This is a genomic window from Chimaeribacter sp. YP20170169 (assembly GCF_056739715.1).
In genome coordinates, this window is sequence record NZ_CP176824.1 from 3,217,136 (window position 1) to 3,236,306 (window position 19,171).

Below are 19,171 nucleotides of genomic sequence, written 5' to 3' on the forward strand. Positions count from 1 at the left end.
ACGAAACCGCAACCTTCCATTACCATAGCGCCCTTTCCCATTTTACCTGCCCATCACTCCGTGCCTCGCTGCATGGGAGGCTTTGCTATTGCCCAAAGGGTAAGCAAGGAAAAACGTACGACCCGACCTTATCAACACAGAGAGTAACTATGCCCTTTAAACTTGGTCAGCGCTGGATCAGCGATACGGAAAGCGAATTAGGATTAGGCACTGTGGTGGCGCTCGACGCGCGCATGGTGACGTTGCTCTTCCCCGCGACCGGCGAAAACCGCCTTTATGCCAGAAACGACTCCCCTATCACCCGCGTGATGTTCAATCCGGGCGATACCGTCACCAGCCATGAGGGCTGGCAACTGCACGTGGATGAAGTGAAAGAGGATAACGGCCTGCTGACCTATATCGGCGTGCGCCAGGATACCGGCGAGTCGCCGGTGGCAATGCGCGAGGTGCTGCTCGACAGCAAGCTGACCTTCAGCAAGCCGCAGGATCGCCTGTTTGCCGGCCAGATTGACCGTATGGATCGCTTTGCGCTGCGCTTCCGCGCCCGCAAGTACCTGCGTGAGCAGTACCGCCTGCAATGGAGCGGCCTGCGCGGGATGCGTGCCAGCCTGATCCCGCACCAGCTGCACATCGCCCACGAAGTGGGTCGCCGCCATGCGCCGCGCGTACTGCTGGCGGACGAGGTGGGTCTGGGCAAGACCATCGAAGCCGGGATGATCATCCACCAGCAACTGCTCGCTGGCCGGGCCGATCGCGTGCTGATCGTGGTGCCGGAGACGCTCCAGCACCAGTGGCTGGTGGAGATGCTGCGCCGCTTCAACCTGCGTTTCTCCCTGTTTGATGATGAGCGATATGCCGAGTCGCTGCACGAGGCGACCAACCCGTTCGAGAGCGAGCAGCTGGTGATCTGTTCGCTGGACTTCGTGCGCCGCAACAAGGGCCGTCTGGAGCAGCTGGCGGACGCCGCCTGGGATCTGCTGGTGGTGGATGAGGCGCACCACCTGGCCTGGAGCGAAGAGGCACCAAGCCGCGAGTACCAGGTGATTGAGCAGCTGGCCGAGCAGACGCCGGGCGTGCTGCTGTTGACCGCCACCCCCGAGCAGCTGGGGCCGCAGAGCCATTTCGCGCGCCTGCGCCTGCTCGACCCGAACCGCTTCCATGACTACCACGATTTTGTCGCCGAGCAGCAGCAGTACCGCCCGGTGGCCGACGCCGTGACCCTGCTGATGAGCGGCAACGCCCTCTCCAACGATGAGCAGAATTTGCTGGCCGAGATGGTCTCCGAGCAGGACATCGAGCCGCTGCTGGCGGCGGCCAACGGCGAAGGCGAGCAGAGCGAGGCGGCGCGCCGCGAGCTGGTATCCCTGCTGATGGATCGCCACGGCACCAGCCGCGTGCTGTTCCGTAACACCCGCAACGGCGTGAAGGGCTTCCCGCATCGTGTGCTGCATGAGATCCGCCTGCCGCTGCCAGCGCAGTACCAGACCGCGATCAAGGTCTCCGGCATCATGGGCGCGAAAAAGAGCACTGAGGAGCGCGCGCGTGACATGCTCTACCCGGAGCGCATCTATCAGGAGTTCGAGGGTGAGAATGGCACCTGGTGGAACTTCGACCCGCGCGTCGAGTGGCTGATGGGCTTCCTGACCGCCAACCGCCACGAGAAGGTGCTGGTGATCTGCGCCAAGGCCGAAACCGCGCTGCAACTGGAGCAGGTGCTGCGTGAGCGCGAGGGCATCCGCGCTGGCGTCTTCCACGAGGGGCTGTCGATCATTGAGCGCGACCGCGCCGCCGCCTACTTCGCCTCCGAAGAGGAGGGCGCGCAGGTGCTGCTCTGCTCCGAGATCGGCTCCGAGGGGCGTAACTTCCAGTTCGCCAGCCACTTGGTGATGTTTGACCTGCCGTTCAACCCGGATCTGCTGGAGCAGCGCATCGGCCGCCTTGACCGTATCGGCCAGCTGCACGACATCCAGATCATGGTGCCTTACCTTGAGCAGACCGCGCAGGCAGTGCTGATCCGCTGGTATCACGACGGGCTGGACGCCTTCGAGCACACCTGCCCGACCGGCCGCACCATCTATGACAAGCACCACGAGCAGCTGGTGACCTATCTGGCCGCGCCGACCCAGACCGACGGCCTGCCGGAGTTCATCCACCAGTGCCGTCTGGAGCATGACGCGCTGAAGCAGCAGCTTGAGCAGGGGCGCGACCGCCTGCTGGAGATGCACTCCAACGGCGGCGAGGCGGCGCAGGCGCTGGCCGAGTCGATTGCCGAGTGTGACAATGACGTCAATCTGGTCAACTTTGCGCTGAACCTGTTCGACATTGTCGGCATCAACCAGGATGACCGTAGCGACAACCTGATCGTGCTGACGCCCTCTGATCACATGCTGGTGCCGGACTTCCCCGGCCTGCCGCAGGATGGCTGCACCGTCACCTTCGACCGTGAGCAGGCGCTCTCGCGCGAGGACACCCAGTTCATCACCTGGGAGCACCCAATCATCCGCAACGGCCTGGATCTGATCCTCTCCGGCGACACCGGCAGCTGCGCCGTCTCGCTACTGAAGAACAAGGCGCTGCCGGTCGGCACCCTGCTGGCAGAGCTGGTCTACGTGGTCGAGGCGCAGGCGCCGAAGCACCTGCAACTGACCCGCTTCCTGCCGCCGACGCCGATCCGCATGTTGATGGATCGCAAGGGCACCAACCTGGCGAAGCAGGTGGAGTTTGAGAGCTTCAACCGCCAGCTTAATGCCGTGAACCGCCACACCTCCAGCAAGCTGGTGAACGCGGTGCAGCAGGATGTCCACGCCATGCTGCAACAGGCGGAGGCGCTGGTGGCCGACGAGGCGAAGGCGCTGATTGAGGCCGCCAAGGTCGAGGCTGACGAGCAAACCAGCAGCGAGCTGGCCCGTCTGGAGGCGCTGCGTGCCGTCAACCCGAACATCCGTGACGATGAGGTGGAGGCGCTGGAGCACAACCGCACCCAGGTGCTGGCGAACCTGAATGACGCTACCTGGCGTCTGGACGCCATCCGCCTGGTGGTGGTGAGCCACCAGTAACCCGTTCCGGGCGCGCCTGCCGCGCCCGGTTCCCCGAGACAAGAAGCGATGAGCGACAATGCCGCGTCCCTGACGCCCCCGCTGGAAGCCTACCACCCGCCGCTGGATCCGTGGCTGATGCTGCTCTATCAGGACGAGCACCTGATGGTGGTCAACAAGCCGAGCGGTTTGCTCTCGGTGCCCGGCCGGGCGGAGGAGCACAAGGACAGCATCATCACCCGCATCCAGCGTGACTTTCCGCTGGCCGAGTCGGTGCACCGCCTCGACATGGCCACCAGCGGCGTGCTGGCGGTGGCGCTGACCAAGGCCGCCGAGCGGGAGCTGAAACGCCAGTTCCGCGAGCGCGAGCCGAAAAAGAGCTATCTGGCGCGGGTGTTCGGCCATCTGGCCGAGGATGAGGGGCTGGTGGATCTGCCGCTGATCTGCGACTGGCCAAACCGGCCCAAGCAGAAGGTGTGCCACGAGAGCGGCAAACCGGCGCAGACCCTCTATCAGGTACTGGCGCGTGACGCGGATGGCACCAGCCGCGTGCGCCTGACGCCGATCACCGGCCGCTCGCACCAGTTGCGCGTGCACATGCTGGCGCTCGGCCACCCAATCCTCGGCGACAACTTCTACGCGCCGCCCGAGGCGCGGGCGATGGCCTCCCGGCTGCAACTTCATGCCGAAACCCTCACCCTTACCCATCCGCACTTCGGCACGCCGATGACCTTCCGCGCGCCCGCCGACTTCTGATTGCCTGACCGCCGCCCGTCGGCGGTTATTTTTTGACCCGCATCACAAACTCACATCACTGGCCGCCATTTCTCCTGCTAATTGATTGTGCCGGGCAGACATTCCGCCGCCCGCTTTTTATGCTTCCCCCTATCCGGCCCGGCAATGCAGCGATACCGCCGCGGCCTTTGCCTTACGCAGGTGATAAAGAGGATGTCATGAAAAGATATGCATTAGTCGGAACCGGTGGGCGCGCGGGCCTCTTTATTGAGGCCATCGGCAGTACCTACCGGGAGAGCGCCAGGCTGGTGGGATTTTGTGATACCAACCAGACGCGGATGAACTACGCCAACCGCCTGCTGGCCCAGTCAGGTGCGGCACCGGTGCCGACCTTCTCGGCGGCGGAGTTCGAGGAGATGATTGACGAGACCAGCCCGGATATCGTGATCGTCACCAGCATTGATCGCACCCACGATGACTACATCATCCGTGCGTTGCAGGCTGGCTGCGATGTGATCACCGAAAAGCCGATGACCATCGACGCCGAGCGCGCGCTGCGCATCACCGAGGCGATCGAGGAGAGCGGCCGGCAGGTGCGCGTCACCTTCAATTACCGCTACGCGCCGCACCACAGCAAGGTGCGCGAACTGCTGATGAAGGGAACGATTGGCGAGGTGTTCTCCGTGCACTTCGAGTGGCTGCTGAACACCGAGCATGGCGCGGACTACTTCCGCCGCTGGCACCGTGAGAAACGCAACAGCGGCGGCCTGCTGGTGCACAAATCGACCCACCACTTCGATCTGGTCAACTTCTGGCTCAACAGCGCCCCGGAGCAGGTCTACGCGATGGGCGATCTGCGCTTCTACGGCCGCGAGAACGCCGAGCGACGCGGCGAGACCCAGTTCTACGCCCGCGCCCACGGCTCGGCGCTGGCGAAGGAAGATCCTTTCGCGCTGCACATGGCCGATAACCCGCAGTTGAGCGCCCTCTATCTGGAGGCGGAGCATGAGGATAGCTACTACCGCGACCAGAGCGTCTTCAGCGACGGCATCAACATTGAGGACACGCTGTCGGTGCTGGTGAAGTATCGCAACCGCGCGCAGCTCACCTACTCGCTCAACGCCTACCTGCCGTGGGAGGGGCTGAACGTGGTGTTTAACGGCAGCAAGGGGCGGCTGGAGATGAAGGTGGTGGAGCACTCCTACGTCAACGGCGGCGGCCTGCGTGAGGGGGAAGGCGCGCTGGATGAGTGCCAGATCACCGTCTGGCCGATGTTTGGCGAGGCGTGGCAGGCGGAGTTCACCGCTGGCGCGGGCGGCCACGGCGGCGGCGATCAGGCGATGCTAGAGGATCTGTTTGGCTCGCCGCCCATCGACCCGCTGCAACGCGCCGCTGACCACCGCGCTGGCACGCTCTCCATCCTGACCGGCATCGCTGGCAACCTCTCGATGCAGCGCAATGCGCCGGTGCGCTTCGATGAGTTCGAGGTGGTGCGCAAACTGCGCGGCAGTCGCTGAGCGCCATAAAAAAAGCCGCCTGCGGGCGGCTTTTTTGTGCGTGGCAGGCGGCTATTTAAAGCCCTTCTCACGCTTGATCAGATCATAGGCGGCCTGGATCGCCTGCGCTTTCTGCTTCGCCATCTCCATCATCTCTGGCGGCAGCCCCTTCGCCACCAGCTTGTCCGGGTGGTGCTCGGACATCAGCTTGCGGTAGGCGCGCTTGATGGTAGTGGCGTCGTCACCGGGCTGCACGCCCAGCACCTTGCAGGCGTCCGCCAGCGTCGGCCCCTGTGGCTGCTGGTAGCCGCCCTGGGAGTAACCGCCCTGCCCGCCGCCAAACTGCTGGCCGCCCTCCATCATGCTAAGGAACTGGTCGAACTGGTGGCGCGAGATGCCCAGCTCCTCGGCGATCACATACAGCACCTGCCGCTCGTTCGGGTGCAGCACGCCGTCGTTGAATGCCACCTGCACCTGGATCTCCAGGAACATGCGGATCAGGTCAAAGCGCCCAAAGCAGACGCTGCGCAGCTCACGCAATTTGTCACGCAGCGGGAAATTGCTCTCCTTGCCCTCGCGAAACGCCTGCTGCGCCATGGTGCGCTGCTCGCCATGCAGCTGCATACGTGCCATCAGCTGGCTGGCGGTCTGGATGTCGGCTTCCGTTACCCGGCCCTTCGCTTTTGACAGGTGTCCCATGACCTGGAAGGTGGTGCGGAAAAAGATGGTCTGTCTTGTCTGCTGATCGGCAAAGTAGCCCTGGCGGCGGGTGGCCCGCGCCCGGTCAACCAAATGACCGATCAGAAATCCCAATACTATGCCCCAAAAGCCCGCACCGGACATCAAGCCCAGTACAACGCCGAGCAGCTTTCCCCAATACTGCATATACTCCTCAATTCACCATGCCGTCACGTAAGATTTGCTTTATCATACTCGGCATTTATCCGGATGCCTAACGACGACAGAATTGCGGCTGGATTTAACACTAGCGCAACGTAGATGAGTGAGATAGTCTCTGACCGTTTGCCGGCATGATGCCCCTGATGACGGAACACCCTATACCGCGTATGAAAAAAACTCTTCCTACACTGCTGGCCACCATGATTGGCACGGCACTCTACAGCCAGGGCGCGATGGCCGACCTTGCTGAACAATGTATGCTTGGCGTTCCCACCTACAATAAGCCGCTGGTGAATGGCGATCCGGAGACTCTGCCGGTGCACATTCAGGCTGACAAGAGTGAGGCCAACTATCCGGACAACGCCATCTTCTCTGGCAACGTCAACATCCAGCAGGGGAACAGCACCCTGACCGCAGATCAGGTGCAACTCGACCAGACCCAGGTGAAAGACCAGCCGGAGCCGGTGCGCACCGTGACCGCGACCGGCAACGTCCACTACGACGACAACCAGATCAAGCTGAAGGGGCCGCGCGCCTTCTCCAACTTAAACACCAAAGATACTGACGTCGATCAGGGCGATTACCAGATGGTAGGCCGTCAGGGGCGCGGTGATGCCGACAAGATGAAGATGCGCGGCAACAACCGCTACACCATCCTCGACAACGGCACCTTCACCTCCTGCCTGCCGGGCGACAACAGCTGGAGCGTGGTCGGTTCCGAGGTGATCCACGACCGCGAGGAGCAGGTGGCCGAGATTTGGAACGCCCGCTTCAAGATTGGGCCGGTGCCGGTGTTCTACAGCCCCTACCTGCAACTGCCGGTGGGCGACCGCCGCCGCTCGGGCTTCCTGATCCCGAACGCCAAATTCGGTAGCCACAACGGCTTCGAATTCATGCTGCCGTACTACTGGAACATCGCGCCTAACTTTGACGCCACGCTGACGCCGCACTACATCAGCAAGCGGGGGATGCAGTTACAGAACGAGTTCCGCTACCTGACCGCGCCGGGCGCTGGCAACATCGAGTTCGACTGGCTGCCAAGCGACAAAGAGTACCGCGACGACTATCCGCAGGATGACGACTCCACCCGCTGGCTCTTCTACTGGCGCCACAGCGGCGTGATGGATCAGGTGTGGCGCTTCAACGTCGATTACACCAAGGTGAGCGACTCCCAGTACTTCACCGATCTCGACTCAGAGTACGGCTCCACCACCGACGGCTACGCCACGCAGAAATTCAGCGTCGGCTACGCCGATGCCAACTGGGATGTGATGCTGGCGTCGAAACAGTTCCAGGTCTTCGCCGACGCAGGCAACGCCAACGCCTACCGCGCGCAGCCGCAGCTCGATATCCACTACTACCAGAATGACCTTGGCCCGTTTGACTTCAACGTCTATGGGCAGGCCGCGCGCTTCACCAGCGTTAACCCGGACAACCCGGAGGCGACCCGTCTGCATCTGGAGCCGACCGTCAACCTGCCGCTGGCTAACCGCTGGGGCAGCCTGAACACCGAAGTGAAGCTGCTGGCGACCCACTATCAGCAGGATGTGCCGGACGAGTTCAACGCCAACCGCAACCTGGCGCTGAAGGACAACGTCAACCGCACCATCCCGGAGTTCAAGACCGACGGCAAGATGGTGTTTGACCGCAACATGACTTGGGCGGAGGGCTATACCCAGACGCTGGAACCGCGCGCGCAGTACCTCTACATCCCGTACCGCGACCAGAGCAACATCTACACCTATGACTCCACCCTGTTGCAGTCGGACTACACCGGCCTGTTCCGCGACCGCAGCTACAGCGGCCTGGATCGCATCGCCTCCGCCAACCAGGTGGCCGCCGGTTTAACCTCGCGCATTTATGATGATGCGCTGGTTGAACGTTTTAACGTTTCTGCGGGTCAAATCTACTACTTCACCCAGCCGCGTACCGGCGATCCGAACTCGTCGCTGGATGAAGATGATGACACCGGCAGTCTGGTGTGGGCGGGCGATACCTACTGGAAGATCAGTAACAACTGGGGCGTGCGCGGCGGGGTGCAATATGACACCCGCCTGGACGCGCTGGCGCTGGGCGACGCGGTGCTGGAGTACCGCAAGGACGCCGAGCGCATGGTACAGCTGAACTACCGTTACGCCAGCCCGGAGTATATCCAGGCGACGCTGCCCACCGTGCAGAACCCCGGCTACCAGCAGGGCATCTCGCAGGCGGGCATCACCGCGAGCTGGCCGATCGCCAATCGCTGGGCCGTCGTCGGCGCTTACTACTATGATGTTGAGGCCAAACAACCGGCCGACCAGCTGATTGGTGTGCAGTACAGCACCTGTTGCTGGGCGATCAACCTTGGGTATGAGCGTAAAATCACTGAGTGGGACAACACGTCCCAATCGAGCAAATACGATAACAGGGTGTCATTTAATATTGAGTTGCGCGGCCTGAGCAGCAACCATTCTCTCGGCACACAGGAGATGCTGAAACAGGGTATCCTCCCTTACCAGCGTGCATTCTGATTAAGTGCAACTGCATGATGTGTAAACTTTAACCCGCTATGCGGATGACAATAAATGGAAAAGGTATGAAGAACTGGAGAACGCTTATTCTCGGATTGGTGATCTGTGCCAATACCGCGTTCGCAGCACCGCAGGAAGTTGATAAGGTCGCCGCCGTCGTGGATAACGGCGTTGTGCTGGAGAGTGATGTGAACGGCCTGATGCAGTCGGTGAAGCTGAACGCGCAGCAGGCTGGCCAGCAGCTGCCGGACGACAACACCCTGCGCCACCAGATCCTGGAGCGTCTGATCATGGACAACATCCAGTTGCAGATGGCGCAGAAGATGGGTATCACCCTCACGGATGCTGACGTGGACAAGGCAATCGCCAACATCGCCGCCCAGAACCGCATGAGCGTTGACCAGATGCGCAGCCGTCTGGCCTACGAGGGGCTGGATTACGGCACCTACCGCAGCCAGATCCGCAAGGAGATGCTGATCTCCGAAGTACGCAACAATGAAGTGCGTCGCCGCGTCACCATTCTGCCGCAGGAAGTCGATTCGCTGGCGAAGCAGATTGGCGCACAGAACGGCAACGACGCCGAATTCAACCTGAGCCACATCCTGATCCCGCTGCCGGAGAACCCGTCACAGGATCAGGTGGATCAGGCTGAGGAGCTGGCACGCAAGCTGGTAGCCGAGATCAATAGCGGCGTCGACTTCGGCAAGCTGGCGATCACCTACTCCGCTGACCCGCAGGCACTGAAGGGCGGCCAGATGGGCTGGGGCAAACTGCAAGAGCTGCCGACCCTGTTTGCCGAGCGCCTGCAAAGCGCCCAGAAGGGCCAGGTGGTAGGGCCAATCCGCTCTGGCGTGGGCTTCCATATCCTGCGCGTCAATGACATCCGCGGCAACAACCAGACCGTCTCCGTCACTGAGGTGCACGCCCGCCACATCCTGCTGAAGACCTCCGTGGTGCTGACCGACGATCAGGCGCGCGCCAAACTCCAGGACGCGGCCAGCCAGATCAAGGGTGGTCAGTCGGACTTCGCGACCCTGGCAAAACAGCTCTCCCAGGATCCGGGTTCTGCCATGCAGGGCGGCGATCTTGGCTGGGCCTCCCCGGACATGTACGATCCGGCGTTCCGCGATGCGCTGCTGAAGCTGCGTAAGGGTGAGGTGAGCCAGCCGGTGCACTCCGCCTTTGGCTGGCACCTGATCCAACTGCTGGATACGCGCCAGGTGGACAAGACAGACGCTGCCCAGAAAGATCGGGCCTACCGTATGCTGTTCAACCGCAAGTTCGCCGAGGAAGCGCAGACCTGGATGCAGGAGCAGCGCGCCGCGGCCTACGTGAAAATTCTGGATGGCAATGCACAACCTTAATCCTGTGGTGATCACTCCCGGCGAACCCGCCGGGATTGGGCCGGATCTGGTGGTTGCCCTGGCTCAGCAGGCATGGCCTGTTGAGCTGGTGGCTTGCGCCGATCCGGCTTTGTTGTCTCAGCGCGCCGCGCAGCTTGGCCTGCCGCTGACGCTGCGCGACTACCAGCCGGGTCGGCCCGCCACGCCCGCCCCGGCCGGCACCCTGTCGGTGCTGCCGGTGGCACTGGCCGCGCCAGCGCACGCAGGCCAGCTGGACGCCGCCAACAGCGCCTACGTGGTCGAGACGCTGGCGCGCGCCTGCGATGGCTGCCTCGCGGGCCACTTCTCGGCGCTGATCACTGGCCCGGTGCACAAAGGCGTGATCAACGACGCTGGCGTGCCCTTCAGCGGCCATACCGAATTCTTCGCTGACCGCAGCGGCTGCGACCGGGTGGTGATGATGCTCGCCACCGAGGAGCTGCGCGTGGCGCTGGCCACCACCCACCTGCCGTTGAAGGCGGTGTCGGACGCCATCACCCGCCAGAGCCTGGATGAGGTGATCACCATCCTCGACGCCGACCTGCGCAGCAAGTTTGGCATCGCCCAGCCGCAGATCTACGTCTGTGGGCTGAACCCCCACGCCGGGGAGGGCGGCCACATGGGGCGCGAGGAGATCGACACCATCGGCCCGGCGCTGGAGGCACTGCGCCAGCGCGGCATCAACCTGATTGGGCCACTGCCTGCCGATACGCTGTTCCAGCCGAAATATCTGCAACATGCGGATGCCGTGCTGGCGATGTATCACGATCAGGGGCTGCCGGTGCTAAAATACCAGGGGTTCGGCCGGGCGGTGAATATCACCCTGGGCCTGCCCTTTATCCGAACTTCAGTAGACCACGGTACCGCCCTGGAGCTGGCTGGCAGCGGCACTGCCGACGCCGGGAGCTTCAAGACGGCCTTACATCTCGCCATTAAAATGATAACCAACAGTAATGAATAATCGAGTCCACCAAGGGCACTTTGCCCGCAAACGCTTTGGACAAAACTTCTTAAACGATCAGTTTGTCATCGACAGCATTGTCTCCGCCATCCACCCGCAACCGGGCGAGGCGGTGGTTGAAATCGGCCCCGGCCTCGGCGCGCTGACCGAGCCGGTCGGCGCACGCATGGACAAAATGACCGTGATCGAGCTGGACCGCGATTTGGCGGCCCGGCTGGAAGTGCACCCGACGCTGAAGGACAAGCTCACCATCCACCAGCAGGACGCCATGACCGTCAACTTCGCCGAGCTGGCGGAGCAGGCAGGCCAGCCGCTGCGGGTGTTCGGCAATTTGCCGTATAACATCTCTACCCCGTTGATGTTCCATCTTTTCAGCTATACTCAGGCGATCCGCGACATGCACTTCATGTTGCAGAAAGAGGTGGTCAACCGTCTGGTGGCCGGGCCGAACAGCAAGGCCTATGGCCGTCTGACTGTGATGGCGCAGTACTACTGCAAGGTTATCCCGGTGCTGGAAGTGCCGCCGACGGCCTTTACCCCGCCGCCGAAAGTGGACTCCGCCGTGGTGCGTCTGGTGCCGCACACCGAGCTGCCCTACCCGGTCGGCGACGTGCGCATGTTGAGCCGCATCACCACCGAGGCGTTCAACCAGCGCCGCAAGACCATCCGTAACAGCCTCGGCCACCTGTTCACCCCAGAGCAGCTGACCGAACTGGGCATCAACCCCGGCCTACGGGCGGAGAACATTACCGTGGCGCAGTATTGCGCGCTGGCAAACTGGCTCTCCGCCAATCCGCCGCATCAGCAGCAGGAACCACAGGAGTCGCTGTAATGATTGAGTCGCCCCGCGTTTGCGTACAGGTACAGAGCGTTTACATTGAGTCCCAGTCGTTGCCCGACGAGAACCGCTATGTCTTTGCCTATACCATCTCGATCCGCAATCTGGGGCGGCATCCGGTACAGCTGCTGCGCCGCTACTGGCTGATCACCGACGCCAATGGGCGTGAAATGGAGGTCCAGGGCGAAGGGGTGGTCGGCGAGCAGCCGCACATCCTGCCCGGCGGCGAGTTCCAGTACACCAGTGGTGCCGTGCTGGAGACGCCGCTCGGCGCCATGCAGGGCCACTATGAGATGATTGATGAGCAGGGAGCGCCCTTCCGTGTCGCCATTCCCGCCTTCCGCCTTGCCATTCCAACCATGATTAACTGAGTTATGTCGACATATCTGATAGGCGATATCCACGGCTGCTATGAGGAGCTGCGCGCGTTGCTGGCGCAGGTCAATTTTGATCCGGCCACTGACACCCTCTGGCTGACCGGCGACCTGGTGGCGCGCGGCCCGGCTTCGCTGGACGTGCTGCGCTACGTGCGCTCGCTCGGCCCGGCGGTGCGGATGGTACTGGGCAACCATGACCTGCACCTGCTGGCGGTCTACGCTGGCATCAGCCGCAACAAACCCAAGGATCGCATCACGCCGCTGCTGGAGGCGGAGGATGCGGATGAGCTGATCAACTGGCTGCGCCGCCAGCCGGTGTTGCAGGTGGATGAGGAGAAGCGGCTGGTGATGGCCCACGCTGGCATCACGCCACAGTGGGATCTGGCGACGGCCCAGCTCTGCGCGCGCGAGGTGGAGGCGGTACTGAGCAGTGACAGCTACCCGCTGTTCCTCGACGCCATGTATGGCGACATGCCCAACAACTGGCTGCCGGAGCTGTCAGGGCTGGCGCGCCTGCGCTTTAGCACCAACGCGCTGACGCGGATGCGCTACTGCTTCCCCAACGGCCAGCTCGACATGATCTGCAAGGACACGCCGGAGCACGCGCCCGCGCCGCTCAAACCGTGGTTTGCGCTGCCCAACCCGGTGGCGGAGCAGGGTTACGCCATCATCTTTGGCCACTGGGCCTCACTGGAGGGGCGTGGCGCGCCGGAGGGTATCTACGCCCTCGACACCGGCTGCTGCTGGGGTGGCGAACTGACGCTGCTGCGCTGGGAGGATAAGGCGTACTTCACCCAGCCCTCCAACCGCCAGCATGACATGGCGGAGACCGAGGCCCCCCGGGCCTCCTGATCCGCTACCAATAAAAAGGCCGCCCGGCATCTCGCCCGGCGGCCTTTTTTATTGCGCGCGTCAGGCGCCGATGATGCCGCCATCCTCACGGGTGATCATCAGTACCGATGAGCGCGGGCGCGGGCTGTTGTCCGGGAAGTGGGAGTCGCCCTCCTCGCCGGGATGCTGGATGTTGACGAACAGCGTGCGGTAGTCCGGGGTGAAGGCCACGCCGGTCAATTCGCAGGACTTCGGCCCCACCAGGAAGCGGCGGATCTCGCCGCTCTGCGGGTCGCCCACCAGCATCTGATTGTTGCCCTGCCCCTGATAGTCGCCGCTGTTGGTGTACTTGCCATCGGTCAAAATCCACAGGCGACCATCGTGGTCAAAGCCCAGCCCATCCGGGCTATTGAAGGTGTTCTCCGCCGTGATGTTCGGCGTGCCGCGGTTGACGCCCTGTGGGTGGGCGATCGGGTTGCCGCACAGCGCGTACATGTCCCAGCTGAAGCTCTCGGCGGTGGCGTCGCCGCCCTCATCCCAGCGGATGATCTGGCCGTAGATGTTGTCCGGGCGCGGGTTGGCGGCGTTAAGCGGCATCCCCTCGTCGCCACGTTTGCTGTTGTTGGTCAGGGTGCAGTAGGCGCGCCCATCATGCGGGTTGACGGCGATCCACTCCGGGCGATCCATCTTGGTCGCGCCCACCTGTGCCGCCGCCTTGCGGGCGAAGATCAGCACCTCGGCCGCGTTCTGGAAACCATTCTCCGGCGTCAGGCCATTCTCACCGAAGCGCAGCGGCAGCCACTTGCCGGTGCCCTTCAACGGCGTGCCATTGGCATCGCCATTGAACTGCGCGGCGTAGAGGGTGCCCTCATCCAGCAGCATGCGGTTGTTGGCCGGGTTGGCGCTGTCCACCTTGCCGTTGGAGACGAATTTGTAGATGTGCTCGCCGCGCTCGTCATCGCCCATGTAGACCACCAACCGGCCATCCTCGGCGACGGTAACGGCGGCATTCTCATGCTTGAAGCGTCCCAGCGCGGTGCGCTTGATCGGCGTGGAGTCCGGGTTCATCGGGTCGATCTCGACGATCCAGCCAAAGCGGTTGAACTCGTTTGGGTTTTTCGCCACGTCAAAGCGCGGGTCGTAGTCCGGCCAGTTGCGCTCCGGATCTTCCGGCTTCAGGGTATAGCGCTTCTGGTCAGCGGTGGTGGCAAAGCCCGCCTGTTTGGTGCCGAAGTAGGTGTCGAAGTTCTCTTCACAGGTGAGGTAGGTGCCCCACGGGGTCTTGCCGTTGGCGCAGTTGCCGAAGGTGCCGAGCACGCGGGTGCCGGTTGGGTCAGCGGCGGTTTGCAGCAGCGCGTTGCCAGCCGCCGGGCCGCTGAAGGTCATCGGCGTGTTGGCAGTGATGCGGCGGTTGTAGCGCGAGTCGGTGACACGCTCCCAGCGCGGGGAACCGGCAACGCGGCGCACTTCCAGCACCGAGACGCCATGCGCCGCCTGCGACTTGCGCACATCCTCCAGGCTGGTGGCCTTTTTGCCGCCGTGGGCGAACAGGTACGGCTCGTTGACATATTCATTGTTGATGGCCATCACGCCACGGTTGTCATCCAGCGGGAAGAAGCTCATGCCATCGTTGTTGTCGCCGAACTGCTGCTCCTGATCCGCCGCACTGTTGCCGCCATTCGGGTCGAAGGCTGGCGCGCCCGCGTGCAGCGGGTCGCCCCAGGAGATCAGCACGTCCGCCCGGTAGCCCTCGGCCAGCACTACCTTGTCCTCGGTGGAGGCGGCGATGCCCTTGAAGCCCAACAGTTTGCTGCCGTTGGCGCCCGTGCCCTCTGCTGCCCAGACGTCACGCGGGAAGGTGCCAATGCCGCCCAGGAAGCCCGCCAGACCCACCATCCCCGCGCTTCCCAGCAATAATTTGCGGCGGGTTGGATTCATCAGGCGGTCGGCATTCAGTTCAATTTTTTCACTCATGCTGTTTCCCTTTTCTTATTTGCGAGCGGCAGGAGGCTGCCGGCTGCCAACGATGCGGGTCAGTCTAAACAGAGAGTGTTTCAGGTTTGTTACAATTTGGCGGCGAGAGGTAGAAAAACGGCGCGCCAGCCGGGCGCGCCGCCAGCAAGATTAACGACGGCGGTCGAGGATTTCGAAACAGTAACTGTGGGAGTTGTTGTCATCCGCATCGTGGAATTCGCTGAACTGGCTCTCCCACTCATCCGGCTCGTAGTCCGGGAAGTGGGTATCCCCTTCCACTTCGGCATCAATGTGCGTCAGGTAGAGGCGGTCAGCACGCGGCAGGAACTGGTCATAGACCCGACCACCGCCAATCACCATCACCTCGGCGGCGTCGCCGGCCTCGGCCAGCGCGGCCTCGACGGAGGTGGCCCAGGTGACACCATCGTGGTCACCGGGATGGCTGCTGATAACAATATTGTGGCGTCCCGGCAGCGGGCGTCCAATAGACTCAAATGTCTTGCGTCCCATAATTACCGGTTTATTGAGCGTGTTGCGCTTGAACCACGCCAAGTCAGCCGGTAAATGCCACGGCATGGCATTTTCCATGCCAATAACGCGATCCACCGCCAGTGCAGCGATCAGGCTGATAATCATTGTTAAACCTTGTGTCGTCGGAGTGTGTTGTCGTCGGAAAGTGTAGTACCGAAAAGTGCTGTCACTATACGGAAAGGGCCAACAGCCGTCGATAGCGTCAGCGGTTCCCAACAAATTTATGAGACAGCTCTTAGCGAAGTCGCCATTTTACCGCGTATTTCGCCACAAATAGTGGCCTGCCCGCATGTTTCCTGCCCGCAAAGTGGAAAAAAGCCAGTACAAGATCGTAATTCCTACCCCGAAGGGGTTAGTAAAGCAGCAGTCACAGCGGCCCGGCGTGGCAATTATCCATAAGCGTGGTGCGAATTTCCCGCCGTGAGGCTATCATTCCCTTTTTTCCTCCTCGGCCTGTATACGATGTTAGAAACCTCTCTGTTTGTCGCGACCATCGCGGCGCTGGGCATGTTGTCGCCCGGCCCGGACTTCTTTTTGGTGATCAAGAACGCGGCGCGCTACCCGCGTGCGGCGGCGATGTTCACCGCGCTGGGCGTCATCTGTGGCGTGGCGACCCATATGTCCTACTGCGTCGCCGGGCTGGCGGTGGTGATCACCACCACGCCCTGGCTGTTCAACGTGCTGAAATATGCTGGCGCGGCCTACCTGATCTGGGTCGGCATTCAGGCGCTGCGCGCACGTGGCGACAGCAAAATGAACCTCAGCCAGCTCACCCCGCAGACCGTCAGCCTGAAGGCGGCTTTCTTGCAGGGCTACCTCTGCAACCTGCTGAACCCGAAGGCGACGCTGTTCTTTCTGGCGGTCTTTACCCAGGTGTTGCAGGTCAACTCCAGCATCGGCGAGAAGCTGTGGTACGCCGGTATTATCCTTAGCCTGTCGGTGGTCTGGTGGCCGCTGCTAGTGATCCTGTTCCAGAGCGAGCCGGTACGGCGCGGGCTGGCGAAGGCGCAGAAGGTCGTCGACCGCCTGCTGGGCGGCGTACTGATCGCACTGGGGATCAAGGTGGCATTGAGCTGATCGTCCCGTGATCCTGGCGCGGGCTACGGCCCGCTTTTTTTATGCCATTCGTTAAATCATGATTAAACCTTGCTAATGCATCCCCTGCCCTTTCTTTGATCCTGTCCACCTTCCTGATTCAGCCTGTTGTTTTATCGTCCGTTTTGGCCTGCATCCGGCAGGCCGCTATTGACGACTGACAGGAATAATAATGAAAACAGAGACACCTCACGCAACAGAGCGGGTCGGCATCACCGGCTACCTCGCCTTCTTTATCACTATCCTGCTCTTCTCCGGCCTCTTCTCCAGCAGCAGCGGCTGGTGGCGGGTGCTGGACTTCACCGTGCTGAATGGCGCGTTCGGCACGCTCAACGCGCCGGGCGATACCGTCACCTCCTTCCGCGGCAGCGGCGGCAGCGGCGCGAAAGATGGCTTCCTGTTCGCACTCGAGCTGACGCCCTCAGTGATCCTCTCGCTGGGCCTGATCGCCATCACCGAGGGGCTGGGTGGCCTGCGCGCCGCACAGCAACTGATGACGCCCATCCTGCGCCCGCTGCTCGGCGTACCGGGCATCTGCTCGCTGGCGCTGATCGCCAACTTGCAGAACACCGACGCCGCCGCTGGCATGACCAAGGAGCTGGCAGAGACCAAGGTGATCACCGAACAGGAGCGGGCAATCTTCGCCACTTACCAGACCAGCGGCAGCGCCATCGTCACCAACTACTTCTCCTCGGCGGCGGCGCTGTTCAGCGTCATCACCGTGCCGGTGATCACCCCGCTGGCGGTGATCCTGCTGTTCAAATTCATTGGCGCGAACCTGTTGCGCGTCTGGATCTTCGCGCTGGAAAGCCGCCGGGTACAGGAGCAATAAGATGGTGACGCAACACAAAAATGTGATGGAGATGTTTATCGACGGCGCGCGGCGTGGCTTCACCATCGCCACCACCAACCTGCTGCCGAACGTGGTGATGGCGTTCGTCATCATTCAGGCGCTGAAGGTGACCGGACTGCTGGAGTGGGTCGGCCGGATTTGCCAGCCGGTGATGGCGCTGTGGGGGCTGCCGGGCGAGGCGGCGACGGTGCTGCTGGCGGCGCTGATGAGCATGGGCGGCGCGGTCGGCGTCTGCGCCAGCTTGGTGCTGGAGGGGCGCTCAACGGCCACCACGCCACCGTGCTGCTGCCCGCCATCTACCTGATGGGCAACCCAGTACAGAACGTTGGCCGCTGCCTCGGCACCGCCGGGGTGCACCCGCGCTACTACCCGCTGATTCTGGCGGTCTGTGTGATCAACGCCCTGCTCTCCATCTGGGTGATGCAGGCTTTGGTGTAAGGAGATAAAAACGATGGATCTCTCAATGGTTGGCGGCGTGTTGCTGCGCGGTGCCAATGTCTATACCCCGCAGGCGCTCGGGCGGCAGGATCTGCTGGTGATCGCCGGTAAAATTGTGGCCCTCGCCCCGCACATCGCGCCGGAGTCTCTGCCCGGCTGTGAGGTGGTGGATCTGGCGGGCCACTGCCTCTGTCCCAGTTTGATTGACCAGCACGTCCACCTGATTGGCGGCGGCGGTGAGGCTGGCCCGCACACCCGCACGCCGGAGGTGCGGCTGTCGCGGCTGGTGGAGGCGGGCATCACCAGCGTGGTGGGGCTGCTGGGCACTGACAGCGTGACGCGCCACCCGGAGTCGCTGCTGGCCAAGGTGCGGGCGCTGGAGAGTGAGGGGATCAGCGCCTGGATGCTGACCGGCGCCTACGGCATACCCTCGCCCACCATCACTGGCAGCGTCGAGCGCGACGTGGCGCTGATTGACAAGGTGATCGGCGTGAAGTGCGCCATCTCCGACCACCGCTCTGCGGCCCCGGCCCCGGCGGCGCTGGCCAATCTGGCGGCGCAAGCGCGGGTCGGTGGCCTGCTGGGCGGCAAGGCGGGTGTTAGCGTCTTCCACCTCGGCAACAGCCCGCGCCTGCTGGCCCCGCTTGAGGCGCTCCTGCGCGACAGCGACGTGCCGATCGGCAAGCTGCTGCCGACCCACGTCAACCGCAGCACCACGCTGTTCACCGCCGCGCTGGAGTTCGCCCGCGCCGGCGGCCACATCGACCTGACCAGCAGCATTGAGACCCCGTTCAGCGCCGCCGAAGGGGTGGCGCGGGCGGTGGCGGCCAATGTGCCGCTGGCGCGCCTGAGCATCAGCTCCGATGGCAACGGCAGCCAGCCGGTGTTTGACGAGCAGGGTAACCTACAGGGCATCGGCGTGGCCGGGTTCACCTCCCTGCCGCAGGCGCTGCGCGAGCTGGTGCAGTGCCACGGCTTCACGCTCGCGGAGGCGCTCTGCCCCTTCACCTGCAATGTGGCGGCCTTCTTGGGGCTAAGCATGAAAGGGGAACTGCTGCCGGGGCGTGACGCTGACCTGCTGGTGCTGACGCCGGATCTGGCGATCGATCAGGTGTGGGCGAAGGGGAAACGGCTGGTGGAGAACGGCAAGGCGTGCGTGAAAGGGACGTTTGAGGAGTAAGGAAAAAGGTGGCCGCGGGCGCGGCCACCGGTGTG

At 62.9% G+C, this 19,171-nt stretch carries 15 protein-coding genes and 1 pseudogene; 13 read left to right on the plus strand and 3 right to left on the minus strand.

Going from position 1 to position 19,171, the window contains the following annotated elements:
* Window positions 1-149: 149 nt before the first annotated feature.
* From rapA to ACK3SD_RS14685, 3 genes are all read left to right on the plus strand, one after another.
* Complete coding sequence (rapA, locus tag ACK3SD_RS14675) at window positions 150-3,056, plus strand: RNA polymerase-associated protein RapA (protein WP_481125964.1); 2,907 nt, start codon at window positions 150-152, stop codon at window positions 3,054-3,056.
* Between the two features lie 81 nt (window positions 3,057-3,137).
* Window positions 3,138-3,791, plus strand: coding sequence for a bifunctional tRNA pseudouridine(32) synthase/23S rRNA pseudouridine(746) synthase RluA (gene rluA, locus ACK3SD_RS14680; protein ID WP_481127567.1), 654 nt, complete (start codon window positions 3,138-3,140; stop codon window positions 3,789-3,791).
* Window positions 3,792-3,988: 197 nt separating this feature from the next.
* Window positions 3,989-5,287 carry a Gfo/Idh/MocA family protein gene (locus ACK3SD_RS14685; RefSeq protein ID WP_481125965.1) on the plus strand — a complete coding sequence of 433 codons (1,299 nt, stop codon included), beginning with the start codon at window positions 3,989-3,991 and terminating at the stop codon, window positions 5,285-5,287.
* A 51-nt stretch (window positions 5,288-5,338) separates the two neighbouring features.
* Here the strand turns inward: ACK3SD_RS14685 and djlA are convergent, their stop codons facing one another.
* A complete protein-coding gene (gene djlA, locus ACK3SD_RS14690) occupies window positions 5,339-6,151 on the minus strand; it encodes a co-chaperone DjlA (RefSeq protein WP_481125966.1) in 813 nt (270 codons plus the stop codon).
* A gap of 182 nt (window positions 6,152-6,333) precedes the next feature.
* Here djlA and lptD point away from each other — a divergent pair, with 182 nt between their 5' ends.
* The 6 genes from lptD (at window position 6,334) to apaH (ending at window position 13,086) form a co-directional block, all read left to right on the plus strand.
* Window positions 6,334-8,676, plus strand: coding sequence for an LPS assembly protein LptD (lptD, locus tag ACK3SD_RS14695; RefSeq protein ID WP_481125967.1), 2,343 nt, complete (start codon window positions 6,334-6,336; stop codon window positions 8,674-8,676).
* Window positions 8,677-8,741: 65 nt separating this feature from the next.
* Window positions 8,742-10,040 carry a peptidylprolyl isomerase SurA gene (gene surA / locus ACK3SD_RS14700; RefSeq protein WP_481125968.1) on the plus strand — a complete coding sequence of 433 codons (1,299 nt, stop codon included), beginning with the start codon at window positions 8,742-8,744 and terminating at the stop codon, window positions 10,038-10,040.
* Complete coding sequence (gene pdxA / locus ACK3SD_RS14705; RefSeq protein WP_481125969.1) at window positions 10,027-11,019, plus strand: 4-hydroxythreonine-4-phosphate dehydrogenase PdxA; 993 nt, start codon at window positions 10,027-10,029, stop codon at window positions 11,017-11,019. The genes surA and pdxA overlap by 14 nt, the downstream gene beginning before the upstream one ends.
* A complete protein-coding gene (gene rsmA / locus ACK3SD_RS14710; protein WP_137764295.1) occupies window positions 11,012-11,851 on the plus strand; it encodes a 16S rRNA (adenine(1518)-N(6)/adenine(1519)-N(6))-dimethyltransferase RsmA in 840 nt (279 codons plus the stop codon). The genes pdxA and rsmA overlap by 8 nt, the downstream gene beginning before the upstream one ends.
* Window positions 11,851-12,228: a Co2+/Mg2+ efflux protein ApaG gene (apaG, locus tag ACK3SD_RS14715; protein WP_137764296.1), complete on the plus strand. Its 378-nt coding sequence runs from the start codon at window positions 11,851-11,853 to the stop codon at window positions 12,226-12,228. Before rsmA ends, apaG begins: the two co-directional genes overlap by 1 nt.
* Window positions 12,229-12,231: 3 nt before the next feature.
* A complete protein-coding gene (gene apaH / locus ACK3SD_RS14720; protein ID WP_481125970.1) occupies window positions 12,232-13,086 on the plus strand; it encodes a bis(5'-nucleosyl)-tetraphosphatase (symmetrical) ApaH in 855 nt (284 codons plus the stop codon).
* A gap of 60 nt (window positions 13,087-13,146) precedes the next feature.
* Here apaH and ACK3SD_RS14725 read toward each other — a convergent pair whose 3' ends face one another.
* Both ACK3SD_RS14725 and folA read right to left on the minus strand, forming a co-directional pair.
* Window positions 13,147-15,039, minus strand: a complete 1,893-nt coding sequence (locus ACK3SD_RS14725) for a PhoX family protein (protein ID WP_481125971.1) — start codon at window positions 15,037-15,039, stop codon at window positions 13,147-13,149.
* Window positions 15,040-15,189: 150 nt separating this feature from the next.
* Window positions 15,190-15,675, minus strand: a complete 486-nt coding sequence (gene folA / locus ACK3SD_RS14730) for a type 3 dihydrofolate reductase (protein WP_137764299.1) — start codon at window positions 15,673-15,675, stop codon at window positions 15,190-15,192.
* Window positions 15,676-16,032: 357 nt separating this feature from the next.
* Here folA and ACK3SD_RS14735 point away from each other — a divergent pair, with 357 nt between their 5' ends.
* The 4 genes and pseudogenes from ACK3SD_RS14735 (at window position 16,033) to iadA (ending at window position 19,136) form a co-directional block, all read left to right on the plus strand.
* Window positions 16,033-16,647, plus strand: a complete 615-nt coding sequence (locus tag ACK3SD_RS14735) for a LysE family transporter (protein WP_481125972.1) — start codon at window positions 16,033-16,035, stop codon at window positions 16,645-16,647.
* 190 nt (window positions 16,648-16,837) lie between these two features.
* Window positions 16,838-17,497 (plus strand): nucleoside recognition domain-containing protein, encoded by a 660-nt coding sequence (locus ACK3SD_RS14740; protein WP_481125973.1) that lies wholly within the window; start codon window positions 16,838-16,840, stop codon window positions 17,495-17,497.
* A 1-nt stretch (window position 17,498) separates the two neighbouring features.
* A pseudogene (locus tag ACK3SD_RS14745) lies at window positions 17,499-17,956 on the plus strand (YjiG family protein).
* Between the two features lie 13 nt (window positions 17,957-17,969).
* The gene (gene iadA / locus ACK3SD_RS14750) at window positions 17,970-19,136 is read left to right on the plus strand and encodes a beta-aspartyl-peptidase (protein WP_481125974.1); all 1,167 of its coding nucleotides are present in this window, start codon (window positions 17,970-17,972) and stop codon (window positions 19,134-19,136) included.
* The last annotated feature ends 35 nt before the right edge of the window (window positions 19,137-19,171 follow it).

Coding starts and splice junctions, on each gene's coding strand:
- iadA (WP_481125974.1), top strand. CDS start 17,970: ATGGATCTCTCAATGGTTGGCGGCGTGTTGCTGCGCGGTGCCAATGTC.
- ACK3SD_RS14685 (WP_481125965.1), top strand. CDS start 3,989: ATGAAAAGATATGCATTAGTCGGAACCGGTGGGCGCGCGGGCCTCTTT.
- apaG (WP_137764296.1), top strand. CDS start 11,851: ATGATTGAGTCGCCCCGCGTTTGCGTACAGGTACAGAGCGTTTACATT.
- ACK3SD_RS14725 (WP_481125971.1), bottom strand. CDS start 15,039: ATGAGTGAAAAAATTGAACTGAATGCCGACCGCCTGATGAATCCAACC.
- ACK3SD_RS14740 (WP_481125973.1), top strand. CDS start 16,838: ATGAAAACAGAGACACCTCACGCAACAGAGCGGGTCGGCATCACCGGC.
- lptD (WP_481125967.1), top strand. CDS start 6,334: ATGAAAAAAACTCTTCCTACACTGCTGGCCACCATGATTGGCACGGCA.
- rsmA (WP_137764295.1), top strand. CDS start 11,012: ATGAATAATCGAGTCCACCAAGGGCACTTTGCCCGCAAACGCTTTGGA.
- folA (WP_137764299.1), bottom strand. CDS start 15,675: ATGATTATCAGCCTGATCGCTGCACTGGCGGTGGATCGCGTTATTGGC.
- ACK3SD_RS14735 (WP_481125972.1), top strand. CDS start 16,033: ATGTTAGAAACCTCTCTGTTTGTCGCGACCATCGCGGCGCTGGGCATG.
- djlA (WP_481125966.1), bottom strand. CDS start 6,151: ATGCAGTATTGGGGAAAGCTGCTCGGCGTTGTACTGGGCTTGATGTCC.
- pdxA (WP_481125969.1), top strand. CDS start 10,027: ATGCACAACCTTAATCCTGTGGTGATCACTCCCGGCGAACCCGCCGGG.
- surA (WP_481125968.1), top strand. CDS start 8,742: ATGAAGAACTGGAGAACGCTTATTCTCGGATTGGTGATCTGTGCCAAT.
- apaH (WP_481125970.1), top strand. CDS start 12,232: ATGTCGACATATCTGATAGGCGATATCCACGGCTGCTATGAGGAGCTG.
- rapA (WP_481125964.1), top strand. CDS start 150: ATGCCCTTTAAACTTGGTCAGCGCTGGATCAGCGATACGGAAAGCGAA.